Source organism: Variovorax sp. P4_B10, from assembly GCF_056402375.1.
On the sequence record NZ_JBFUHN010000012.1, the window covers coordinates 93,935 to 112,363 of the forward strand.

Consider the following 18,429-nt stretch of genomic DNA (forward strand, 5'->3'; position numbering starts at 1 on the left):
GGCCGCCATCGCCGTTCAGCGCGGCGCGCGAGCGCCCATGCGCCAGAGCAGCACACCGGTGCACAACCACTGCATGACATACATGCCGCTGCCGACGGCATGCCACAGCTTGAGGTTCTCGCGCGCCAGAATGCGCGGCGCCACGGCGTACTGCTGAAGCAGCGCCAGCAGCAACGCCCCGAGAATCAGGAAGATCGCCGTCAGCGCGGGCCCATCCATGCGCTCGTCGGCCTTGGCCCGGAAATGAATCAGCAGGATCAGGCCACAGCCGATCGCAACCCAGCTTTGCGCCTCGAACAGCTGGCCGGCGAAATTACCCGCCACGGCGGGATTGCCAAGCCTGGCGAACAGCATCGGCACCACCAGGAAACCGATCGTCGTGAGGCTGCCCCACCAGAAGGCGGCCAGCAACAAGGCAAGGCGGTCCTTCATCGGAAGATCAAAGGTAGCGGACGCCCACGATCTCGTAGCGCTTGAGTCCGCCTGGAGCCTGCACCTCGGCGGTGTCGCCCTCTTCCTTGCCGATCAGCGCGCGCGCGATCGGGCTGGAGATGTTGATGAGGCCGAGCTTCAGGTCGGCTTCGTCCTCGCCCACGATCTGGTACTTGACGGCCTCGCCCGACTCTTCTTCCTCGAGCTCCACCGTCGAACCGAACACCACCTTGCCGCCCGCATCGAGCTCTGTCGGATCGATGATCTGCGCGGCCGAGAGCTTGCCTTCGACTTCCTGGATACGGCCTTCGATGAAGCCCTGGCGGTCCTTGGCGACCTCGTACTCGGCGTTCTCGCTCAGGTCGCCCTGCGCACGCGCTTCGGAGATCGCGTTGATGACCCAGGGGCGGTCCACGGTCTTGAGCTGGTGCAGCTCGGCGCGCAGCTTTTCGGCACCGCGCTTGGTGATTGGAATGGTGGCCATGTTTGGTTCTCCATAAAGCGAAACCGCCGAACGATGCCGTTCGGCGGTCGATTGGGGGACAGGATCAGACGAGATTGCGTCCGGTCAGCCGGCTCAGGATGGCGAGCGGGCTCGAATCTGGATTGTATTGCTTCGAAGCGGCCAGATGAAGGGTCTGCTCGAGCATGTACTGGCCCGCCATGACGGCGTGCGAGGTCTGGTCGGAGAAACACACCCACACCGAGCCCGGCGGGAACTTGGCGGTTTCCTGCGGCGAGTTTTCCTGGTACGCCATGTCCGACTTCATGCCGTCGTGCAGCTGAAGCATGAGGTGGTCGTACTCACTGCGGAAGGACTTGGTCACGCGCAGCGCGCGCAGCAGCCTGGCCTGCCAGCGCACATAGGGCTTGGCGCGCGGCAGGAAGCGCCTGGCGATGTCCTCGAAAGGCTCGCCCACGCGCCACACGCGCGGTGCGCCGTCTGGATTGACGTTGGTGAACACGCGCAGGATGCGCTCGCCGTAGTTGGGCCGCGACGGGAACGCATCGACGTGCAGCCGACGATCGTCCGCACGCCAAGACTGCACGCGCGTCTCGACCTGCGCCGGCCGGTAGCTGGTCGGCGCAAGGCGCAAGGCCGACGTGTAGTGCGGCAGCAAGCCGTGGATCAGTTGCTGGGCTTGCGCCCGGAACCGCCCGACCATCGCGGCCGCCGCGCGCTGCACCGCTTCGTCGCCGACCACGCCCTTGAGCTTGCCGTTGGCATCGAGGCTGATGTTGCGCACGTCGGGCGACAGCAGGCTGGGCGTCAGCAGGCTGCGTTCTTCAGGCAGCAGCTCGAAGCCCAGGCGCGGGAAGTACAGCACCTTGCCGGCTTCCAGTTCCGCGATCCACGCCTCGTTGGGCGTGGCCGCGTTCCAGTCGGCAAGGTCCAGTTCGACGAGCTGGGTTTCCATGACGCTCAGGCCGCAGCCAGCTGCGCGTGCATCTCCTGCACCGAGATCACGCCGAGCTCGTCCATGAAGCCCATGCCCTCGACCGCAGCTTCAGCGCCGAAGATCGTGGTGAACGTGGTCACGCGCGCCAGCAGCGCCGAGGTGCGGATCTGCCGCGAATCGGTGATCGCGTTGCGGCGCTCTTCCACCGTGTTGATGACCAGGGCGATCTCGTTGTTCTTGATCATGTCCACGATGTGCGGGCGGCCTTCGGTCACCTTGTTCACCGTCGCGCATTCGATGCCCGCGGCGTTGATGGCTGCGGCCGTGCCCTTGGTCGCGATCAGCTCGAAGCCCAGCTTCGCCAGACCGCGCGCCACTTCGACCGCACGTGCCTTGTCGTTGTTCTTCACCGAGATGAAGACCTTGCCCGACTTCGGCAGGTGCGTGCCGGCGCCGAGCTGCGACTTCACGAAGGCTTCGCCGAAGGTCTTGCCCACGCCCATCACTTCGCCGGTCGACTTCATCTCGGGGCCGAGGATGGTGTCCACGCCCGGGAACTTGACGAACGGAAACACGGCTTCCTTGACGCTGAAGTACGGTGGCGTGACTTCCTTCGTCACGCCCTGCGACGCGAGCGACTGGCCCGCCATGCAGCGTGCCGCCACCTTGGCGAGCTGGATGCCGGTGGCCTTGCTCACGTAGGGCACGGTGCGGGAGGCGCGCGGATTCACTTCGAGCACGTAGATGACGTCCTTGCCATCCTTCTGCTGGATCGCGAACTGCACGTTCATCAGGCCGACCACGTTGAGCGCCTTCGCCATCGCGGCGCTCTGGCGCTTCAACTCGGCAATGGTTTCCGCGTTCAGGCTGTAGGGCGGCAGCGAGCAGGCGGAGTCGCCCGAGTGCACGCCGGCCTGCTCGATGTGTTCCATCACGCCGCCGATCAGCGTGGCGCCTTCGGCGTCGCGGATGCAGTCGACGTCGCATTCGACCGCGTCATTGAGGAAGCGGTCAAGCAGCACCGGCGAATCATTGCTGACCTTCACGGCCTCGCGCATGTAGCGTTCGAGGTCGCGCTGCTCGTGCACGATTTCCATCGCACGGCCGCCGAGCACGTAGCTCGGGCGCACCACCAGCGGATAACCGAGGGCCGCAGCCTTTTCGAGCGCTTCGGGTTCGGTGCGCGCCGTGGCATTCGGCGGCTGGCGCAGGCCCAGCTCATGCAGCAGCTTCTGGAAGCGCTCGCGGTCTTCGGCCGCATCGATCATGTCGGGCGAAGTGCCGATGATCGGCACGCCGTTGGCTTCGAGGTCGAGCGCGAGCTTGAGCGGCGTCTGGCCGCCGTACTGCACGATCACGCCGAGCGGCTTTTCCTTGTCGACGATCTCGAGCACGTCTTCGAGCGTGAGCGGCTCGAAGTACAGGCGATCGGACGTGTCGTAGTCGGTCGACACGGTCTCGGGGTTGCAGTTGACCATGATGGTCTCGTAGCCGTCCTCGCGCATGGCGAGCGCGGCGTGCACGCAGCAGTAGTCGAACTCGATGCCCTGGCCGATGCGGTTGGGACCGCCGCCGAGCACCATGATCTTCTTCTTGTCCGTCGGGTCGGCTTCGCACTCGTCCTCGTAGGTCGAGTACATGTAGGCCRTGTTGGTCGCGAACTCGGCCGCGCAGGTGTCCACGCGCTTGTAGACCGGGCGCACGCCCAGGGCGCGGCGCTTCTCGCGGATCGCGGTGTCGGTGGTCTTGAGCTGCTTGGCGAGGCGGCGGTCGGAGAAGCCCTTCTTCTTCAGCGCGAGCAGCGTGTCCTTGTCGATGTCGGCCAGCGACTTGGTTTCCAGCTCGAGCTCGATCTTCACGATCTCTTCGATCTGCACCAGGAACCACGGGTCGATCTTGGTCAGCGCGAACACTTCGTCCACGCTCAGGCCCATGGCGAAGGCATCGCCCACGTACCAGATGCGCTCGGGACCCGGCTCGCCGAGTTCCTTCTCGAGCACTTCGCGGTCCTGTGTCTTCTCGTTGAGGCCGTCGACGCCCACTTCGAGGCCGCGCAGCGCCTTCTGGAACGACTCCTGGAAGGTACGGCCCATGGCCATCACCTCGCCCACCGACTTCATCTGCGTGGTGAGGCGCGAATCGGCCTGCGGGAATTTTTCGAACGCGAAACGCGGGATCTTGGTGACCACGTAGTCGATCGACGGCTCGAACGACGCGGGCGTGGCGCCACCGGTGATTTCGTTGCGCAGCTCGTCGAGCGTGTAGCCCACGGCCAGCTTGGCCGCGACCTTGGCGATCGGGAAGCCCGTGGCCTTGGAGGCCAGCGCCGAGGAGCGCGAGACGCGCGGATTCATCTCGATGACGACCATGCGGCCGTCCTTCGGGTTGATGGAGAACTGCACGTTCGAGCCACCGGTGTCGACGCCGATCTCGCGCAGCACGGCCAGCGAGGCGTTGCGCAGGATCTGGTATTCCTTGTCGGAGAGCGTCTGTGCCGGTGCCACGGTGATCGAGTCGCCGGTGTGCACGCCCATCGGGTCGAGATTTTCGATCGAGCAGACGATGATGCAGTTGTCGGCCTTGTCGCGCACGACTTCCATCTCGTACTCTTTCCAGCCGAGCAGCGACTCTTCGATCAGCAGCTCGTTGGTCGGCGAGGCTTCGATGCCGCGCTTGCAGATGGTCTCGAACTCGTCGGGGTTGTAGGCGATGCCGCCGCCGGTGCCGCCAAGCGTGAAGCTCGGGCGGATCACGGTGGGGAAGCCGAGCGTCTTCTGCACGGCCCAGGCTTCGTCCATCGTGTGCGCGATGCCGGAGCGCGCCGAGCCGAGGCCGATCTTGGTCATCGCGTCCTTGAACTTCAGGCGGTCTTCGGCCTTGTCGATGGCTTCGGGCGTGGCGCCGATCAGTTCAACCGGTTTGTTGGTGGCCGCGCCGGTGTACTTGTCGAGCACGCCGTTGCGCCAGAGGTCGAGTGCGCAGTTGAGCGCGGTCTGGCCGCCCATGGTCGGCAGGATCGCGTCGGGGCGCTCCTTGGCGATGATCTTCTCGACCGTTTGCCAGGTGATCGGCTCGATGTAGGTGACGTCGGCCGTGGCCGGGTCGGTCATGATCGTCGCGGGGTTGCTGTTGATCAGGATGACCTTGTAGCCCTCTTCGCGCAGCGCCTTGCAGGCTTGCACGCCGGAGTAGTCGAACTCGCAGGCCTGGCCGATGATGATCGGGCCGGCGCCGATGATGAGAATGGATTTGAGGTCTGAGCGCTTGGGCATCTTATTTGTCCTTGGTGAAACCGATGCCGCGGCGGCTGTAGGCCCCCGGCTTCGGTTCATCCATCAGTTGATGGATCGCGGTGAATACATCGCGAAAGTTCTGGTCGTATCGCTGTTCCAGCGCGTTCAGCTTGCGTTTGAGATCGGCGTGCTCCGACAGCATGCTGCGCAGCTTGACGAAGGTACGCATGATCTCGATGTTGACGGCCACGGCGCGTTCGCTGCGCAGCACGCTCGACAACATGGCAACGCCCTGTTCGGTGAAGGCCACGCTTCGGTAGCGTGCGCCGCCCGAACCTGGTTTCTCCGGCTTTGAGATCACAAGTTGTGATCTCAAATTCTCGAGGTCCTGGTTCTCCAGGGTGAAAGCGAAATCCGCGGGAAAACGATCGAGGTTGCGGCGCATGGCCTGCAACAACACCCGGGTCTCGACGCCATAGAGCGCAGCAAGGTCCTGCGCCAGCATGACCTTGAGGCCACGCAGCACATAGATCTTGCCCTCGGCATCGCGCAAGGCGGCGATGACCGAGACGTCGAGCACCGCGGGTGCATCAGCCACGTGCCTGCTCCATGAGCGCCGTGAAGCGGTCGAACAGGTAGCCGATGTCGTGCGGGCCCGGCGATGCTTCGGGATGGCCCTGGAAGCAGAACGCGGGCTTGTCGGTGCGTGCGAGGCCCTGCAGCGTGTTGTCGAACAGGCTGATGTGGGTGGGACGCAGGTTGGCCGGCAGCGACTTCTCGTCGACCGCGAAGCCATGGTTCTGGCTGGTGATGCTCACGCGGCCGTTGTCGAGGTCCTTCACAGGATGGTTCGCGCCGTGATGGCCGAACTTCATCTTGAAGGTCTTCGCGCCCGAGGCCAGCGCCATGATCTGGTGGCCCAGGCAGATGCCGAAGGTGGGAATGCCGGTTTCGATCAGTTCCTTGACAGCGTTGATGGCGTAGTCGCAGGGCTCCGGGTCACCGGGACCGTTGGCCAGGAAGATGCCATCGGGTTTGAGCTTGAGCACGTCGGCCGCGGGCGTTTGCGCCGGCACCACGGTGATGCGGGCGCCGCGCTGGGCGATCATGCGCAGGATGTTCTTCTTGACGCCGTAGTCGAAGGCCACGACGTGGAACTTCGGCGTGATCTGCACGCCGTAGCCCGCGCCCAGCTTCCACTCGGTTTCGGTCCATTCGTAGGTCTGCTGAACAGACACCACCTTGGCGAGGTCGAGGCCGGACATGCTCGGTGCGGCCTTGGCCGCCGCAATGGCCTTGTCGATCAACGCCTGCGTAACCGCTTCACCCTCGGCCAGGCCCAGGATGCAGCCGTTCTGCGCGCCGTGGGTGCGTAGGTGGCGCGTGAGCTTGCGGGTGTCGATGTTCGCGATGGCTACTGTTTTGCCGGCCACGAGGTATTCGCTCAGCGTGGCGGTCTTGCGGAAGTTGGAGGCGACGAGGGGCAGGTCCTTGACGATCAGGCCCGCGGCATGGATCTTGTCGGCTTCGATGTCTTCACCGTTGACGCCGTAGTTGCCGATGTGCGGATACGTCAATGTGACGATCTGCTGGCAGTAGCTCGGGTCGGTGAGGATTTCCTGGTAACCGGTCATGGCGGTGTTGAACACCACTTCACCGGTCGTGGAGCCGGCGGCTCCGATCGAATTGCCTTGAAAGACCGTGCCGTCTGCGAGCGCCAGGATGGCGGGCGGGAAACTTCCCTTGAGAGACAAAAGCACTGGGTTCTCCGGATGGTTACGGTCGCCCGGAGCCCCAGGCGCGTTGCCTGCGGACTGCTGCTTAAGGGGATTTTGGCGTTAAAGGCGGCCGGGCGACGCTATTGCGAGTAAGCCCCCGATTGTAGCTCGGACTGAGGCCCTATTCGGGCTGGAGGGCCGCGCCGCTTGCGTGCAGGCAGATGGCAGCGGCTGCCGCCACGTTGAGGGATTCTTCGCCGCCGGGTTGGGCGATGCGAATGTGGTGGGTCGCGCGGGCTTCCAGGGCGGGTGAAACGCCCTGCCCTTCATGGCCCATCAGCCAGGCGCAAGGGTGCGGCAAACGGGCTTTGTGGAGCCATTCACCATGGTGCGAGCTGGTCGCGACCAGGGGAATCGTCAACGCATCGAGCGCGTCGGCTTCCACGCCTTCGATCAGCCGCAGGCCGAAATGGGCGCCCATGCCGGCGCGCAGCACTTTCGGTGCCCACAGCGCAGCCGTGCCCTTGAGTGCGATCACCTGGGTGAAGCCGAAGGCGGCCGCGCTGCGCAGGATGGAACCGGCGTTGCCGGCATCCTGCAGGCGGTCGAGCACCACGCTCGGCGCGTCGGGGATCAGTTCCGGCCGCGCCGGCAGGTCGAGCACGAAGCCCATCGGTGCTGGTGACTCCAGGCCGCTGGCACCGCGCAGCAGATCGTCGCTGACCACTACCGTTTTGATAGCACTTGCAGCCCATTCGGCGGGGGCCGTCGGCCAGAAAGATTCCGAAAACACCGCAATCGCCGGTTTCACGCCGCGCGCCAGCGCCGCCCGGCAAAGGTGATCGCCTTCGAGCCAGATGCGGCGCAGCTTGCGGTAGGCGCCCGGGTCTTGAGCCAGCTTGCGCAGGTCCTTGAGCAGCGGGTTGTCGCGCGAGCTGATGTGGTTCGCGCCGGGATCGGTGGTCATCGGTTCAGGGCGCGGCGCGCAGGTCGAGGTGCACGGTCTCGACCGTTGCGAACACCACAGGCGCGGCCTCGACGACCAAGGTGGCGGCTGCAGTCCGCGCCAGCGCCGCCGCCACCGGACTGAACGACCTGCGGTGATGCACACAAGCACCATGGCGCTGCAGCGCCTCGAGGTGCTCCGGTGTGCCGTAGCCCTTGTGGCCGGCAAAGCCGTAGTGCGGAAACTCGGTATGCAGTTGCTCGCACAGCCGGTCGCGGTGCACCTTGGCCAGGATCGACGCCGCTGAAATCGCCTTGACCCGCGCATCGCCCTTGACGATGGCTTCGGCCAGCACATCGAGCGTCGGCAGGCGGTTGCCGTCGACCAGCACCTTGGTCGGCTTCAGGCGCAAACCCTCGACCGCACGGCGCATCGCGAGCATGGTGGCCTGCAGGATGTTGTGGGTGTCGATTTCCTCGACGCTCGCCTGCGCGATCGAGCAGCACAGGGCCTTGGCCAGGATCTGGTCATGCAGGCGTTCGCGCTGCAGGGCGGTGAGGGTCTTGGAATCGGCCAGTCCGCGGATCGGCCGCTGGTCGTCGAGGATCACGGCGGCGGCCACCACGGGGCCGGCCAGCGGGCCGYGGCCCGCCTCATCGACACCCGCGAGCAGGCCTGGCGCATCCCACACCAGTGGGGCCTGCTCAGCCTTCAAGAACTTTCTGGATCGCATCGGCGCAAAGTGTCGGCGTATCGCGCTGCAATTGCACGTGCAGCTCGGAAAATCTTTGTTGCAACGCCTGCGTCTTTTCAGGCGCATCGAGCCAGGCCAGCGTGGCCTGGGCCAGCGCCTCGGGCGTGGCGGCTTCCTGCAGCAGCTCGGGCACCACGAACTCGCGGCACAGGATGTTGGGCAGGCCGACCCAGGGCTGCAGCTGCTTGCGCTGCATCAGGCGCCACGAGAGCCCGTTCATGTTGTAGGCGATGACCATCGGCCGCTTGAACAGCGCCGCCTCGAGCGTGGCGGTGCCGCTGGCGATCAGCGTGACGTCGCAGGCCGCGAGTGCGGCGTGCGACTGGCCGTCGAGCAGCTTCACCCGGCCCATCATGCCGCTGGCCTGCAACAGGGCTTCGACCTCCGCGCGCAGCCCCGGCAGGATGGGGGCCACGAACTGGAGCGTCGGCCGCGCCTTCTGCATCCGGGCAGCAGCCTCGAAGAAGCGGGCGGCCAGGTAGCGAATCTCGGAGCGGCGGCTGCCGGGCAGCAAGGCGACGACCTGCGCATCGGGCGCCAGGCCCAGCGCGGCGCGCGCTGCGGCACGGTCGGGCGTCATCGGGATCACGTTGGCAATCGGGTGGCCCACGTAGCTCGCGGCCACGCCCTGCTTTTCCAGCAGCTCGGGCTCGAACGGAAAGATGCACAGCACATGGTCGGCCGCAGCCCGGACCCTCTGGATGCGCTCTGGGCGCCAGGCCCAGATCGAGGGGCAGATGAAATGAACGGTCTTGATCCCCTGGCTGCGCAGCCCGGCTTCGAGATCGAGATTGAAATCGGGCGCATCGACACCGATGAACAATTCGGGCCGTTCGCGCAGCAACCGGGCCTTGAGCTGGCGGCGGATGCCGGCGATTTCGGCGTAATGCCGCAGCACCTCGATGTAGCCGCGCACCGCGAGTTTTTCTTGCGGCCACCAACTCTGGAAGCCGTGCGCGAGCATCCGGGGTCCACCGATGCCTGCCGTCTGGAGCGCGGGCCAGCGGGCCTGCAGGCCGTCGAGAAGAAGCCCCGCGAGCAAGTCGCCGGAAGCTTCACCCGCGACCAGCGCGAAGCGTCGCTGCTCGTCCTTGCTCATCGCCATCGTTTCAACGCGCGATGCCGCGCGTCGAACCGGCGATGAAGGATTCCATCAGCGCGACGTCTTCGGCGGCCTCCGGCATTTCGGTGACCAGCGCCTGGATGCCGGCGCGCGCCTCTTCGAGCGTCTTGCCCTGCCGGTACAGCAGGCGATGCATCTGCTTGACCGCCGCGAGCCGTTGCGCCGAGAAATCGCGCCGGCGCAGGCCCACGACGTTGAAGCCGCGAACCGCCAACGGATTGCCGTCGACCAGCATGAATGGCGGCACGTCCTGCGACACCGCGCTCGCGAAGCCGACCATGGCGTGGGCGCCAACCGAAACGAACTGGTGAATGCCGGTTAGGCCGCCGATCGTGACCCAGTCCGCCAGGTGCACGTGCCCGGCCAACGTGGTCTGGTTGGCCAGCGTGGTGTGGTTGTCGACACGGCAGTCGTGCGCGATGTGCGTGTACGCCATGATCCAGTTGTCATGGCCCACGCGTGTCACACCCCCTGCCCCCGGCACGCCGAGGTTGAAGGTGCAGAACTCGCGAATGACGTTGCGGTCGCCGATGACGAGCTCGGTGGGCTCGCCCGCGTATTTCTTGTCCTGCGGTATGGCGCCGAGYGACGAGAACTGGAAGATCCGGTTGTCGCGCCCGATGGTGGTGCGCCCCTCGATCACGCAGTGCGCGCCGATGGTGGTGCCCGCCCCGACCCGCACGTGCGGGCCGATCACGGTATAGGGCCCGACCGACACCGAGGCATCAAGTTGGGCCTGGGGGTCGACGAGCGCTGTCGAATGAACCTGGGTCATGCCTTGTCGTAACAACGGCCGGATCAGCTGATCTGGCGCATGGCGCACATCAGCGTGGCTTCGCAGGCGAGCTCGCTGCCTACCAGCGCCCGGCCCTTGAACTTCGAAATACCGGCCTTCATGCGTTCGATCTCGACTTCGAGCGTGAGCTGGTCGCCGGGTTCCACGGGCCGCTTGAAGCGCGCGCCGTCGATGGCGGCAAAGTAATAGACGGTGTTGTCGTCCGGCACGATGTCGAGCGAATGGAACGACAGCAGCGCGGCGGCCTGCGCCATGGCTTCGAGCATCAGCACCCCCGGCATCACCGGACGGTGCGGGAAGTGGCCGTTGAAGAACGGCTCGTTCATCGTCACGTTCTTGAGCGCCGTGATGCGCTTGCCCTTTTCCATGTCGAGCACGCGGTCCACCAGCAGGAACGGGTAGCGGTGAGGCAGCAGCTTGAGGATTTGGTGGATATCGAGCGTCGTCGTCATGATTTTCTGTTCCTGCATCGTCGTCATTTTTTCGAGGGAGCCTTCTCCAGCGCCTTCAGTCGTTCGCGCAGGCTGTGCAACTGCTTGAGCGTTGCTGCATTTTTTTCCCAGCTCGCATTGTCATCGATGGGAAACATACCGGTGTACTGGCCGGCCTTGTGAATGGAGCGTGTCACCACGGTCGCGGCGGAAACGTGCACGCCGTCGGCCACCGTCAGGTGGCCCAGCACGATGGCGCCGCCGCCGAAAGTGCAATTGGCGCCGATGACGGCGCTGCCGGCCACACCGACGCAGCCCGCCATGGCGGTATTCTTGCCGACGCGCACGTTGTGGCCGATCTGGATCAGGTTGTCGAGCTTGACGCCGTCCTCGATCACCGTGTCGTCGAGCGCGCCGCGGTCGATGCAGGTGTTGGCGCCGATTTCCACGTCGTTGCCGATGCGCACCGCGCCCAGCTGCTCGATCTTGACCCAGGCGCCCTGGTGCAGCGCGAGGCCGAAGCCATCGGCGCCGATCACCACGCCGGGATGCAGCAGGCAGCGCTCGCCGATCGTGCAGCCTTCGCTGACCGTCACGCGCGACTTCAGCACGGAACCTGCGCCGATGCGTGCGCCCCGCTCCACCACACAGAGCGCGCCGATGCGCGCGGTGGCATCGACCTGGGCCTCGGCGTGGATCACGGCGGTGGGATGGATGAAATCGGCCTCCGGACGCGCATGGTGCGCCTTCCAGAGCTGCGTCAGGCGCGCAAAGTAAAGGTACGGATCGGGCGTGACGATGAACGCGCCGCGCGCCGCAGCCGCCTCCTGCATGGCGGGCGACACGATCACGCAAGCGGCCTTCGAAACCGCCAATTCCTGCTGGTACTTGGGATGGCTCAGGAAACTGAGCGCATCGGGCTGTGCGTTCTGGAGCGGCGAAAGCCGCTCGATGGACAGCGTGGCGTCTCCATGAAGCTCGCCCCCCAGGGCGTCAACGATGGCTCCGAGCTGCAGCGACACGCCGGTTCGCGGCGTTACTTGCCGGCCGCGGGCGCTGAAGAGCCGACCGACGCGTTCAGCGCCTTGATCACCTTGTCGGTGATGTCGTGCTTCGGATTGATGTAGATCGCTTCCTGCAGGATGGCGTCGTACTTTTCGGCCTCGGCCACCTGCTTCACGACGCGGTTGGCACGCTCGTAGACCTGCTGGAGCTCTTCGTTCTTGCGCGCATTGAGGTCTTCCTGGAACTCGCGGCGGCGACGCTGGAAATCGCGATCCTGGTCGACCAGCGCCCGCTGGCGCGTGGCGCGCTGGCTTTCGGACAGGGTCGGCGCTTCGCGCTCGAACTTCTCCGAGGCCGTCTTCAATGCGTCGCCCTGCGTGGTCAGATCCTTCTCGCGCTTGAGAAACTCGGCTTCGAGCTTCGCCTGGGCAGCCTTGGCCGGCTGCGCTTCGCGCAGCACGCGATCCGGATTGACGAAACCTATGCGAAAGGTTTCCTGCGCCTGGGCAGGCGCAGCAACGAACACGAGAGCGGGGATCAACAACGCGCCTGCCGCGGCGCGAATCAAATGCTTCATTTAGAAAGACGTTCCGATCTGGAATTGCAAGCGCTGGATTCTATCCTTCGGGATCACGACAGCAGGCAATCCCGTTACTGGATTCGTCCCCATTACTTCCTTTTGGGACATGACGGGGAAGGCATAAGCCAGGCGCAGCGGGCCGAGCGGCGAGATCCAGCTGATCCCAAGGCCGACAGAGGCGCGCAACTTCTTCTGCGCCTTCCACTGCTCGTCCGTCAGGCCTGCAGCACGCGAACCGAACACATTGCCGATGTCGAAAAAGCCGTAGAGACGCAGGGTGCGGTCGTTGCCGGCGCCCGGGAACGGCGTGCTGAGTTCAGCGTTGAAGACCGCCTTCTTGGTGCCGCCCAGTGCGGCGCCTTCGGTCTGGCCGATCAGCGGCACGTCGCGCGGACCGAGCGAGTTCTGTTCGAAACCGCGGACCGAGCCCAGGCCACCTGCGTAGAAGTTCTTGAAGATCGGGTAGACCTTGCCGCCAAGGGCCTTCGCGTAGCCCACGTCGCCGTTGATGGCGAAGGTGTATTGCTTGTTGATCGCGAAGAACTGCTGGTACTGGTAGTTCGTCTTGATGTACTTCATGTCGCCAGCGGCGCCAAGCTCGAGATTGGCACGCTGCAGGCGCCCGGTGGTCGGAACCAGCGCACTGTCGCGGCTGTCGCGGCCCCAGCCGACGGTCAGCGGCACGCCCCAGACGCTCTTCTGGTCGCACTCGGTCACGAACAGGCCGCTGGCATCCCTCTGGCACTGGAAGTAGCGGAGGTAGGACGCCGGCGTGAAGAGCCCCGAGAACGACGTCGACTTGTTCGGGTCGAACGCATACCGCTCGAGGCCGACACCAAAGAACACGGTGTCGACTTCGCTGAACGGCACGCCGAAACGGATGGACGCACCTTGGTTGACCAGCTTGTAGTCGCCATCGATGTTCGTCGAGTACGGACGCGTCGTCGTGTGATAGACGCTGATCGTGCGCGAGATGCCGTCCTTCGTGAAATACGGGTCGGTGGTGGTCAGCGACAGCGTACGGTTGTACTTGCTGGTGTTGACCTGCACGCCCAGGAAATTACCGGAGCCGAACACGTTCTCCTGCGAGATGCCGAAGGTCAGCGCGACCTTTTCCGCGCTCGAGTAGCCGGCGCCGAGTTGCAGGCTGCCGGTGGGTTTTTCGGCCACGTTGACGGTCAGGTCCACCTGGTCGGGCGAACCGGGCACTTCCTGGGTTTCGACGTTCACTTCGGTGAAGAAGCCCAGGCGGTCCACGCGGTCGCGCGAGAGCTTGATCTTGTCGCCGTCGTACCAGGAGGCTTCGAACTGACGGAACTCGCGGCGGATCACTTCGTCGCGGGTCTTGTTATTGCCGCCAACGGAGACACGGCGCACATAGACGCGGCGCGATGGCTCGGCCTGCAGTGTGAGCGTGACGCGGTTGTTGACGCGGTCGATGTCGGGACGCGCCTGCACGCGGGCGAACGCATAGCCGAAGGTGCCGAAATAGTCGTTGAAGGCCTTGGTGGTCTCCGTGACCTGCTCGCCGTTGTAGGGCTCGCCCGGCTTGATCGTGATCAGCGACTTGAACTCGTCGTCGCGGCCAAGGAAGTTGCCGTCGAGCTTGACGCCCGCCACCACGAACTTCTCGCCCTCGGTGATGTTGACCGTCACCGACAGGTCCTTGCGGTCCGGCGAGATGGCGACCTGCGTCGAATCGATGCGGAACTCGAGATAGCCGCGCGTGATGTAGTACGAGCGCAGCGTTTCGAGGTCGGCGTTGAGCTTGGCGCGCGAGTACTGGTTCGACTTGGTGTACCAGCTCATGAAGCCACCGCTGTCCTGGTCGAACAGGCTCAGCAGCGTCGATTCGCTGAAGGCCTTGCTGCCCACCACGTGGACTTCGCGGATGCGCGCGGATTCGCCTTCGGTGACGGTGAAGGTGAGGTTGACACGATTGCGTTCGATGGGCGTGACGGTGGTCACGACCTGTGCGTTGTAGAGGCTGCGGCTCACGTACTGGCGCTTGAGCTCCTGCTCCGCGCGGTCGGCCAGCGCCTTGTCGTAGGGGCGGCCGTCGGCCAAGCCGATTTCACGCAGCGCCTTCTGCAGCGCTGCCTTCTCGAATTCCTTGGCGCCGACGAAATCGACGTCCGCGATGGTCGGGCGCTCTTCGACGATCACCACCAGCACGTTGCCGTTCACGTCGATGCGCACATCCTTGAACAACCCCAGATCGAACAGCGCGCGAATCGCGGCCGAACCGCGTTCGTCGCTGTAGGTATCGCCCACGCGCAATGGCAGCGACGCGAAGATCGTGCCCGCCTCGACGCGTTGCAGGCCTTCGACGCGAATGTCGCGCACCGTGAAAGGCTCGACGGCCCAGGCGGCCGTGGCCGCGAGCGCACTTGCAACCACCGCGACAACGCTACGCAGGCGAAAGCGATTGGAGTTTTTGTTCATCTGTGAATTGAGCCGGCACGGAAAGGGCCGGCAGAAAGTTAACCAAAGAGCCGCGTGACGTCGTTGAAAAGTGCGACCGACATCATGACCAGCAGCAAAGCGACACCGCCGCGCTGAAGGCGTTCCATCCAGGCGTCAGAGACGCTTTTGCCGGTCAGGCCCTCCCAAAGATAATACATCAGGTGTCCCCCATCGAGGACCGGCAGCGGCATGAGATTGAGTACGCCCAGGCTCACGCTGATGGCCGCGAGGAAGATCAGGTACTGGGTCAGGCCGAGACTCGCAGACTTGCCGGCGTAGTCGGCAATCGTGAGAGGACCGCTCAGATTCTTGAGCGACGCCTGCCCGGTCACCATCTTGACCATCATGCGCACGGTCAGCGCGGACATCTCCCAGGTACGCACCACGCCGCGCCATACGCCATCGACCGGGCCCTGGCGCACCGTCACCATGTCGGGCGGTGCACCGACATAGGCGCCGATACGGCCGACCTTGGCGGCGCCCTCCTCACGTACCTCGGGCTTCACGTCGAGCGTGATCGACTGGCCGCTACGCTGGACCTGCCAGGCCTGGGTGCGTGGCTGGTCACCGTCGACCGACGCGCGGATCACCTCGCGAAGCTGCTGCCCGTCGTAGATGGCGGTGTTGCCGACGGCACGCACCAGATCGCCCTTGCGCAGGCCCGAGCGCTCGCCAGCACTGCCGGCCATGACCTCGCCGATCTCCGGTCGCGTCAGAGGTGCGAGCACGCCGATCTTGCGGAACATCTGCGGATCGGCGTCCTTGGCTTCGATCCGGCTCAGCGGCAGCAGCAGCTGACGCGCAGGCCTGCCGTCTTCGCCGGCCACTTCGAGCGAGAGATCGCGACCGTCAAGTGCGCCGCGCGTGATGCGCCAGCGCAGGTCCTCGAAGGACTGCACCGGCTCCAGATCGCCGTCGAAGCCGGCGCGCGTGATGTGCTCTCCGCCGCGCAGGCCAGCCGTCTCGGCCAGCGAAGCCGCCACCGGCCGCGCCAGCTTGGCGACCGGCTCTTCCACGCCGACCCAGTTGACGGCGGTGTAGAGCACGACGGCCAGCAGCAGGTTGGCGATGGGCCCGGCGGCCACAATGGCCGCGCGCGAGCGCAGGGGCTGGGTGTTGAAGGCCCGATGCCGCTCCTCGGGGGCCACCGGCCCCTCTCGCTCGTCGAGCATCTTGACGTAACCGCCCAGCGGGAAGGCGCCGATGAYGAATTCTGTCTGCTGCCCGGGGTGCTGGCGCTTGGGCTGCCAACGCAGCAGCGCCTTGCCGAACCCGACCGAGAAGCGCTCCACCTTGACGCCGCAGGCGACGGCGACGCGATAGTGGCCGTATTCGTGCACCGCGATCAGGACGCCGAGTGCGACCACAAAGGCTATGACAGTGAGCATCCGGATCCTCTGCGAGTTGGGGGGAGTCAGGCTGCGAAACGCAGCGCTGCGGCATTGGCCGCCGCGCGGGCGCTGGCGTCGAGCGCCAACAGGTCGGCCAGCGATGCCGGCTTGGAGGGGGCAACCGCCTCCAAAGTTTCCATGTTGACCGCATGAATCCGGTCAAAACGCAGGCGCCGGTCCAGGAAGGCTTCGACGGCGACCTCGTTGGCTGCATTCAGCACGGCGGTGGTGCCCGGCGCGGCGCGCAGCGCCTGCCAGGCCAGCTCCAGGCCAGGGAAGAGTGCGGCGTCCGGGGCATCGAATGTCAGCGAGGCCATCTGGCGGAAGTCGAGCCGGGCCGCGCCGCTCTCGATGCGCTCGGGCCAGGCCAGCCCGACCGCGATAGGCACCCGCATGTCGGGCGTCCCGAGCTGCGCGATGACCGAGGCATCGGTGAACTGCACCATCGAATGCACGACGCTCTGCGGATGAATGACGACTTCGATCTGATCGGGCGAGACGCCGAACAGGTGGCGCGCCTCGATCACTTCGAGCGCCTTGTTCATCATCGTGGCCGAGTCGACCGAGATCTTGCGGCCCATGACCCAGTTCGGATGCGCACAGGCCTGCTCGGGCGTCACGGCACCCAGGGTGTCCGGCGCGCGGGTGCGGAACGGGCCGCCCGAGGCGGTCAAGATGATCTTGTCGATGCGCCGGGCCCAGGTGGACGGGTCTTCGGGCAACGACTGGAAAATGGCCGAATGCTCGCTGTCGATCGGCAGCAGCGTGGCGCCGCCCTCGCGCACCGTGCGCATGAACAGCTCGCCGCCGACGACCAGCGCTTCCTTGTTGGCCAGCAGCAGGCGCTTGCCGGCGCGTGCAGCGGCCAGGCACGGGCCGAGCCCTGCGGCGCCGACGATGGCGGCCATGACGGCATCGACCTCGTCGTGCGAAGCTATCTTTTCAATAGCACCCTCACCTGTCAGAACGCGTGTCTTCAGCCCGTTCTGCTTGAGCTTTTCGGCCAGCAATGCCGCATGCGGCGCGCTGGCCATGACGGCGAACCGGGGTGAGAACTGCGCGCACTGCGCCAGCATCTCGTCCACCTTGGTGGCCGCAGACAGCGCGAACACCTCGAACCGCTCGGGGTGCCGCGAAATGACGTCGAGCGTGCTCACCCCGACCGACCCGGTCGAGCCCAGCACAGTCACGCGTTGTTTGGGAGTGTTCACAGGAAGGCCAGCATCATGGCAATGGGAAGTGCCGGCAAGAGGGCATCCACGCGGTCGAGGACGCCGCCATGGCCGGGCAGAAGGCGGCTGCTGTCCTTGGCGCCGGCACTGCGCTTGATGAGCGATTCGACGAGGTCGCCGACGACACTCATCGCGGCGAGGAACACCGCACCGATCAGCAGCAGCCACCAGCCGCGTTCGTTCAGGCGGGTATAGAGGCTGGGCACCGTCGCGCCAAGGCCCTTGTCGGCCCAGACCCAGGCGAAAGCCAGCACGACGACGCCGATCATTCCGCCCCACACGCCTTCCCAGCTCTTGCCGGGGCTGATGGCAGGAGCCAGCTTGCCGCGCGTGAATTTCAGGCCGAAGGCGCGGCCCGCGAAATAGGCGAACACGTCCGCCACCCAGACCAGCACGAGGATCGAAAGCAGGAAGTTGATGCCGACCATGCGGGCCTGCACCGCGGCGAGCCACGCGACCCAGAGCGCCAGCAGGCCGCCGACCAGGCGCAGCCCGCGCGGAATGCGGGGCCAGCCCGGCACTGCCACGCGAAGCAGCGCGGCACCGCCAAGCACCCAGGCCGCGCTGGCCAGGGTCCATATCAGGACCAGGGGTTGTTCGAGCAGGCCCAGCCACCATGACAACGCGCAAAGCACCACGGTCTCGGCGCCCAGGAACAACGACACCCCGTGGCCGTAGCCGTTGAGACGCCCCCACTCCCACGCGGCCGCACCGATCAGCACGAGCATCACGCAGGCGAACGGGATGTAGTTTCGATAGAACAGCGCTGGCAGCAGGATCGCGAGCAGCACGATCGCCGTGAGGATGCGTTGTTTGAGCATGCGGGAGGTGATGAGGTCTTCAGGCCGAGGTGGCCGAGACCTGTGCCGAGGTTTGGCCGAAGCGGCGTTCGCGGCTCTGGAATGCGGCGATGGCCTCGTCC

Annotated in this window: 17 protein-coding genes; all 17 read right to left on the bottom strand. The window is 65.5% G+C overall.

The genetic code is table 11. From position 1 onward, the window contains the following. Window positions 1-15: 15 nt before the first annotated feature. The gene (locus AC1DXX_RS08645; RefSeq protein WP_478133758.1) at window positions 16-432 is read right to left on the bottom strand and encodes a DUF4149 domain-containing protein; all 417 of its coding nucleotides are present in this window, start codon (window positions 430-432) and stop codon (window positions 16-18) included. Between the two features lie 7 nt (window positions 433-439). Further along, a complete protein-coding gene (greA, locus tag AC1DXX_RS08650; RefSeq protein WP_478133759.1) occupies window positions 440-916 on the bottom strand; it encodes a transcription elongation factor GreA in 477 nt (158 codons plus the stop codon). A 64-nt stretch (window positions 917-980) separates the two neighbouring features. Then, complete coding sequence (locus AC1DXX_RS08655) at window positions 981-1,850, bottom strand: Kdo hydroxylase family protein (RefSeq protein WP_478133760.1); 870 nt, start codon at window positions 1,848-1,850, stop codon at window positions 981-983. Window positions 1,851-1,855: 5 nt separating this feature from the next. Then, the gene (carB, locus tag AC1DXX_RS08660) at window positions 1,856-5,104 is read right to left on the bottom strand and encodes a carbamoyl-phosphate synthase large subunit (RefSeq protein ID WP_478133761.1); all 3,249 of its coding nucleotides are present in this window, start codon (window positions 5,102-5,104) and stop codon (window positions 1,856-1,858) included. A gap of 1 nt (window position 5,105) precedes the next feature. Continuing rightward, window positions 5,106-5,663, bottom strand: a complete 558-nt coding sequence (locus AC1DXX_RS08665; RefSeq protein WP_478133762.1) for an ORF6N domain-containing protein — start codon at window positions 5,661-5,663, stop codon at window positions 5,106-5,108. Further along, on the bottom strand, window positions 5,656-6,825 hold the full coding sequence (gene carA, locus AC1DXX_RS08670) for a glutamine-hydrolyzing carbamoyl-phosphate synthase small subunit (protein WP_478133763.1): 1,170 nt from the start codon (window positions 6,823-6,825) through the stop codon (window positions 5,656-5,658). The genes AC1DXX_RS08665 and carA overlap by 8 nt, the downstream gene beginning before the upstream one ends. 139 nt (window positions 6,826-6,964) lie before the next feature. Further along, the gene (locus tag AC1DXX_RS08675; protein ID WP_478133764.1) at window positions 6,965-7,750 is read right to left on the bottom strand and encodes a TrmH family RNA methyltransferase; all 786 of its coding nucleotides are present in this window, start codon (window positions 7,748-7,750) and stop codon (window positions 6,965-6,967) included. Between the two features lie 4 nt (window positions 7,751-7,754). Next, on the bottom strand, window positions 7,755-8,462 hold the full coding sequence (gene rnhB, locus AC1DXX_RS08680; RefSeq protein WP_478133765.1) for a ribonuclease HII: 708 nt from the start codon (window positions 8,460-8,462) through the stop codon (window positions 7,755-7,757). Then, entirely contained in the window at window positions 8,434-9,582 is a 1,149-nt protein-coding gene (gene lpxB, locus AC1DXX_RS08685; protein ID WP_478133766.1) for a lipid-A-disaccharide synthase, read from the bottom strand. The genes rnhB and lpxB overlap by 29 nt, the downstream gene beginning before the upstream one ends. 10 nt (window positions 9,583-9,592) lie before the next feature. Then, complete coding sequence (gene lpxA, locus AC1DXX_RS08690; RefSeq protein WP_478133767.1) at window positions 9,593-10,381, bottom strand: acyl-ACP--UDP-N-acetylglucosamine O-acyltransferase; 789 nt, start codon at window positions 10,379-10,381, stop codon at window positions 9,593-9,595. A gap of 23 nt (window positions 10,382-10,404) precedes the next feature. Then, a complete protein-coding gene (fabZ, locus tag AC1DXX_RS08695; protein WP_013541729.1) occupies window positions 10,405-10,854 on the bottom strand; it encodes a 3-hydroxyacyl-ACP dehydratase FabZ in 450 nt (149 codons plus the stop codon). A 23-nt stretch (window positions 10,855-10,877) separates the two neighbouring features. After that, entirely contained in the window at window positions 10,878-11,855 is a 978-nt protein-coding gene (lpxD, locus tag AC1DXX_RS08700) for a UDP-3-O-(3-hydroxymyristoyl)glucosamine N-acyltransferase (protein ID WP_478133768.1), read from the bottom strand. A gap of 14 nt (window positions 11,856-11,869) precedes the next feature. Further along, entirely contained in the window at window positions 11,870-12,415 is a 546-nt protein-coding gene (locus AC1DXX_RS08705) for an OmpH/Skp family outer membrane protein (protein ID WP_478133769.1), read from the bottom strand. Continuing rightward, window positions 12,416-14,863, bottom strand: a complete 2,448-nt coding sequence (gene bamA, locus AC1DXX_RS08710; protein WP_478133770.1) for an outer membrane protein assembly factor BamA — start codon at window positions 14,861-14,863, stop codon at window positions 12,416-12,418. A gap of 38 nt (window positions 14,864-14,901) precedes the next feature. Beyond that, window positions 14,902-16,272: an RIP metalloprotease RseP gene (rseP, locus tag AC1DXX_RS08715; RefSeq protein WP_478133771.1), complete on the bottom strand. Its 1,371-nt coding sequence runs from the start codon at window positions 16,270-16,272 to the stop codon at window positions 14,902-14,904. A gap of 26 nt (window positions 16,273-16,298) precedes the next feature. Further along, window positions 16,299-17,486 carry a 1-deoxy-D-xylulose-5-phosphate reductoisomerase gene (gene ispC, locus AC1DXX_RS08720; protein ID WP_478133772.1) on the bottom strand — a complete coding sequence of 396 codons (1,188 nt, stop codon included), beginning with the start codon at window positions 17,484-17,486 and terminating at the stop codon, window positions 16,299-16,301. Continuing rightward, window positions 17,483-18,328, bottom strand: a complete 846-nt coding sequence (locus AC1DXX_RS08725) for a phosphatidate cytidylyltransferase (protein ID WP_478133773.1) — start codon at window positions 18,326-18,328, stop codon at window positions 17,483-17,485. The genes ispC and AC1DXX_RS08725 overlap by 4 nt, the downstream gene beginning before the upstream one ends. Between the last annotated feature and the right edge of the window lie 101 nt (window positions 18,329-18,429).

Bases quoted from the DNA above. Each gene is read 5' to 3' on its own strand.
- AC1DXX_RS08655 (WP_478133760.1), bottom strand. From the start codon at position 1,850: ATGGAAACCCAGCTCGTCGAACTGGACCTTGCCGACTGGAACGCGGCC.
- AC1DXX_RS08705 (WP_478133769.1), bottom strand. From the start codon at position 12,415: ATGAAGCATTTGATTCGCGCCGCGGCAGGCGCGTTGTTGATCCCCGCT.
- greA (WP_478133759.1), bottom strand. From the start codon at position 916: ATGGCCACCATTCCAATCACCAAGCGCGGTGCCGAAAAGCTGCGCGCC.
- AC1DXX_RS08675 (WP_478133764.1), bottom strand. From the start codon at position 7,750: ATGACCACCGATCCCGGCGCGAACCACATCAGCTCGCGCGACAACCCG.
- fabZ (WP_013541729.1), bottom strand. From the start codon at position 10,854: ATGACGACGACGCTCGATATCCACCAAATCCTCAAGCTGCTGCCTCAC.
- AC1DXX_RS08645 (WP_478133758.1), bottom strand. From the start codon at position 432: ATGAAGGACCGCCTTGCCTTGTTGCTGGCCGCCTTCTGGTGGGGCAGC.
- AC1DXX_RS08725 (WP_478133773.1), bottom strand. From the start codon at position 18,328: ATGCTCAAACAACGCATCCTCACGGCGATCGTGCTGCTCGCGATCCTG.
- lpxB (WP_478133766.1), bottom strand. From the start codon at position 9,582: ATGAGCAAGGACGAGCAGCGACGCTTCGCGCTGGTCGCGGGTGAAGCT.
- bamA (WP_478133770.1), bottom strand. From the start codon at position 14,863: ATGAACAAAAACTCCAATCGCTTTCGCCTGCGTAGCGTTGTCGCGGTG.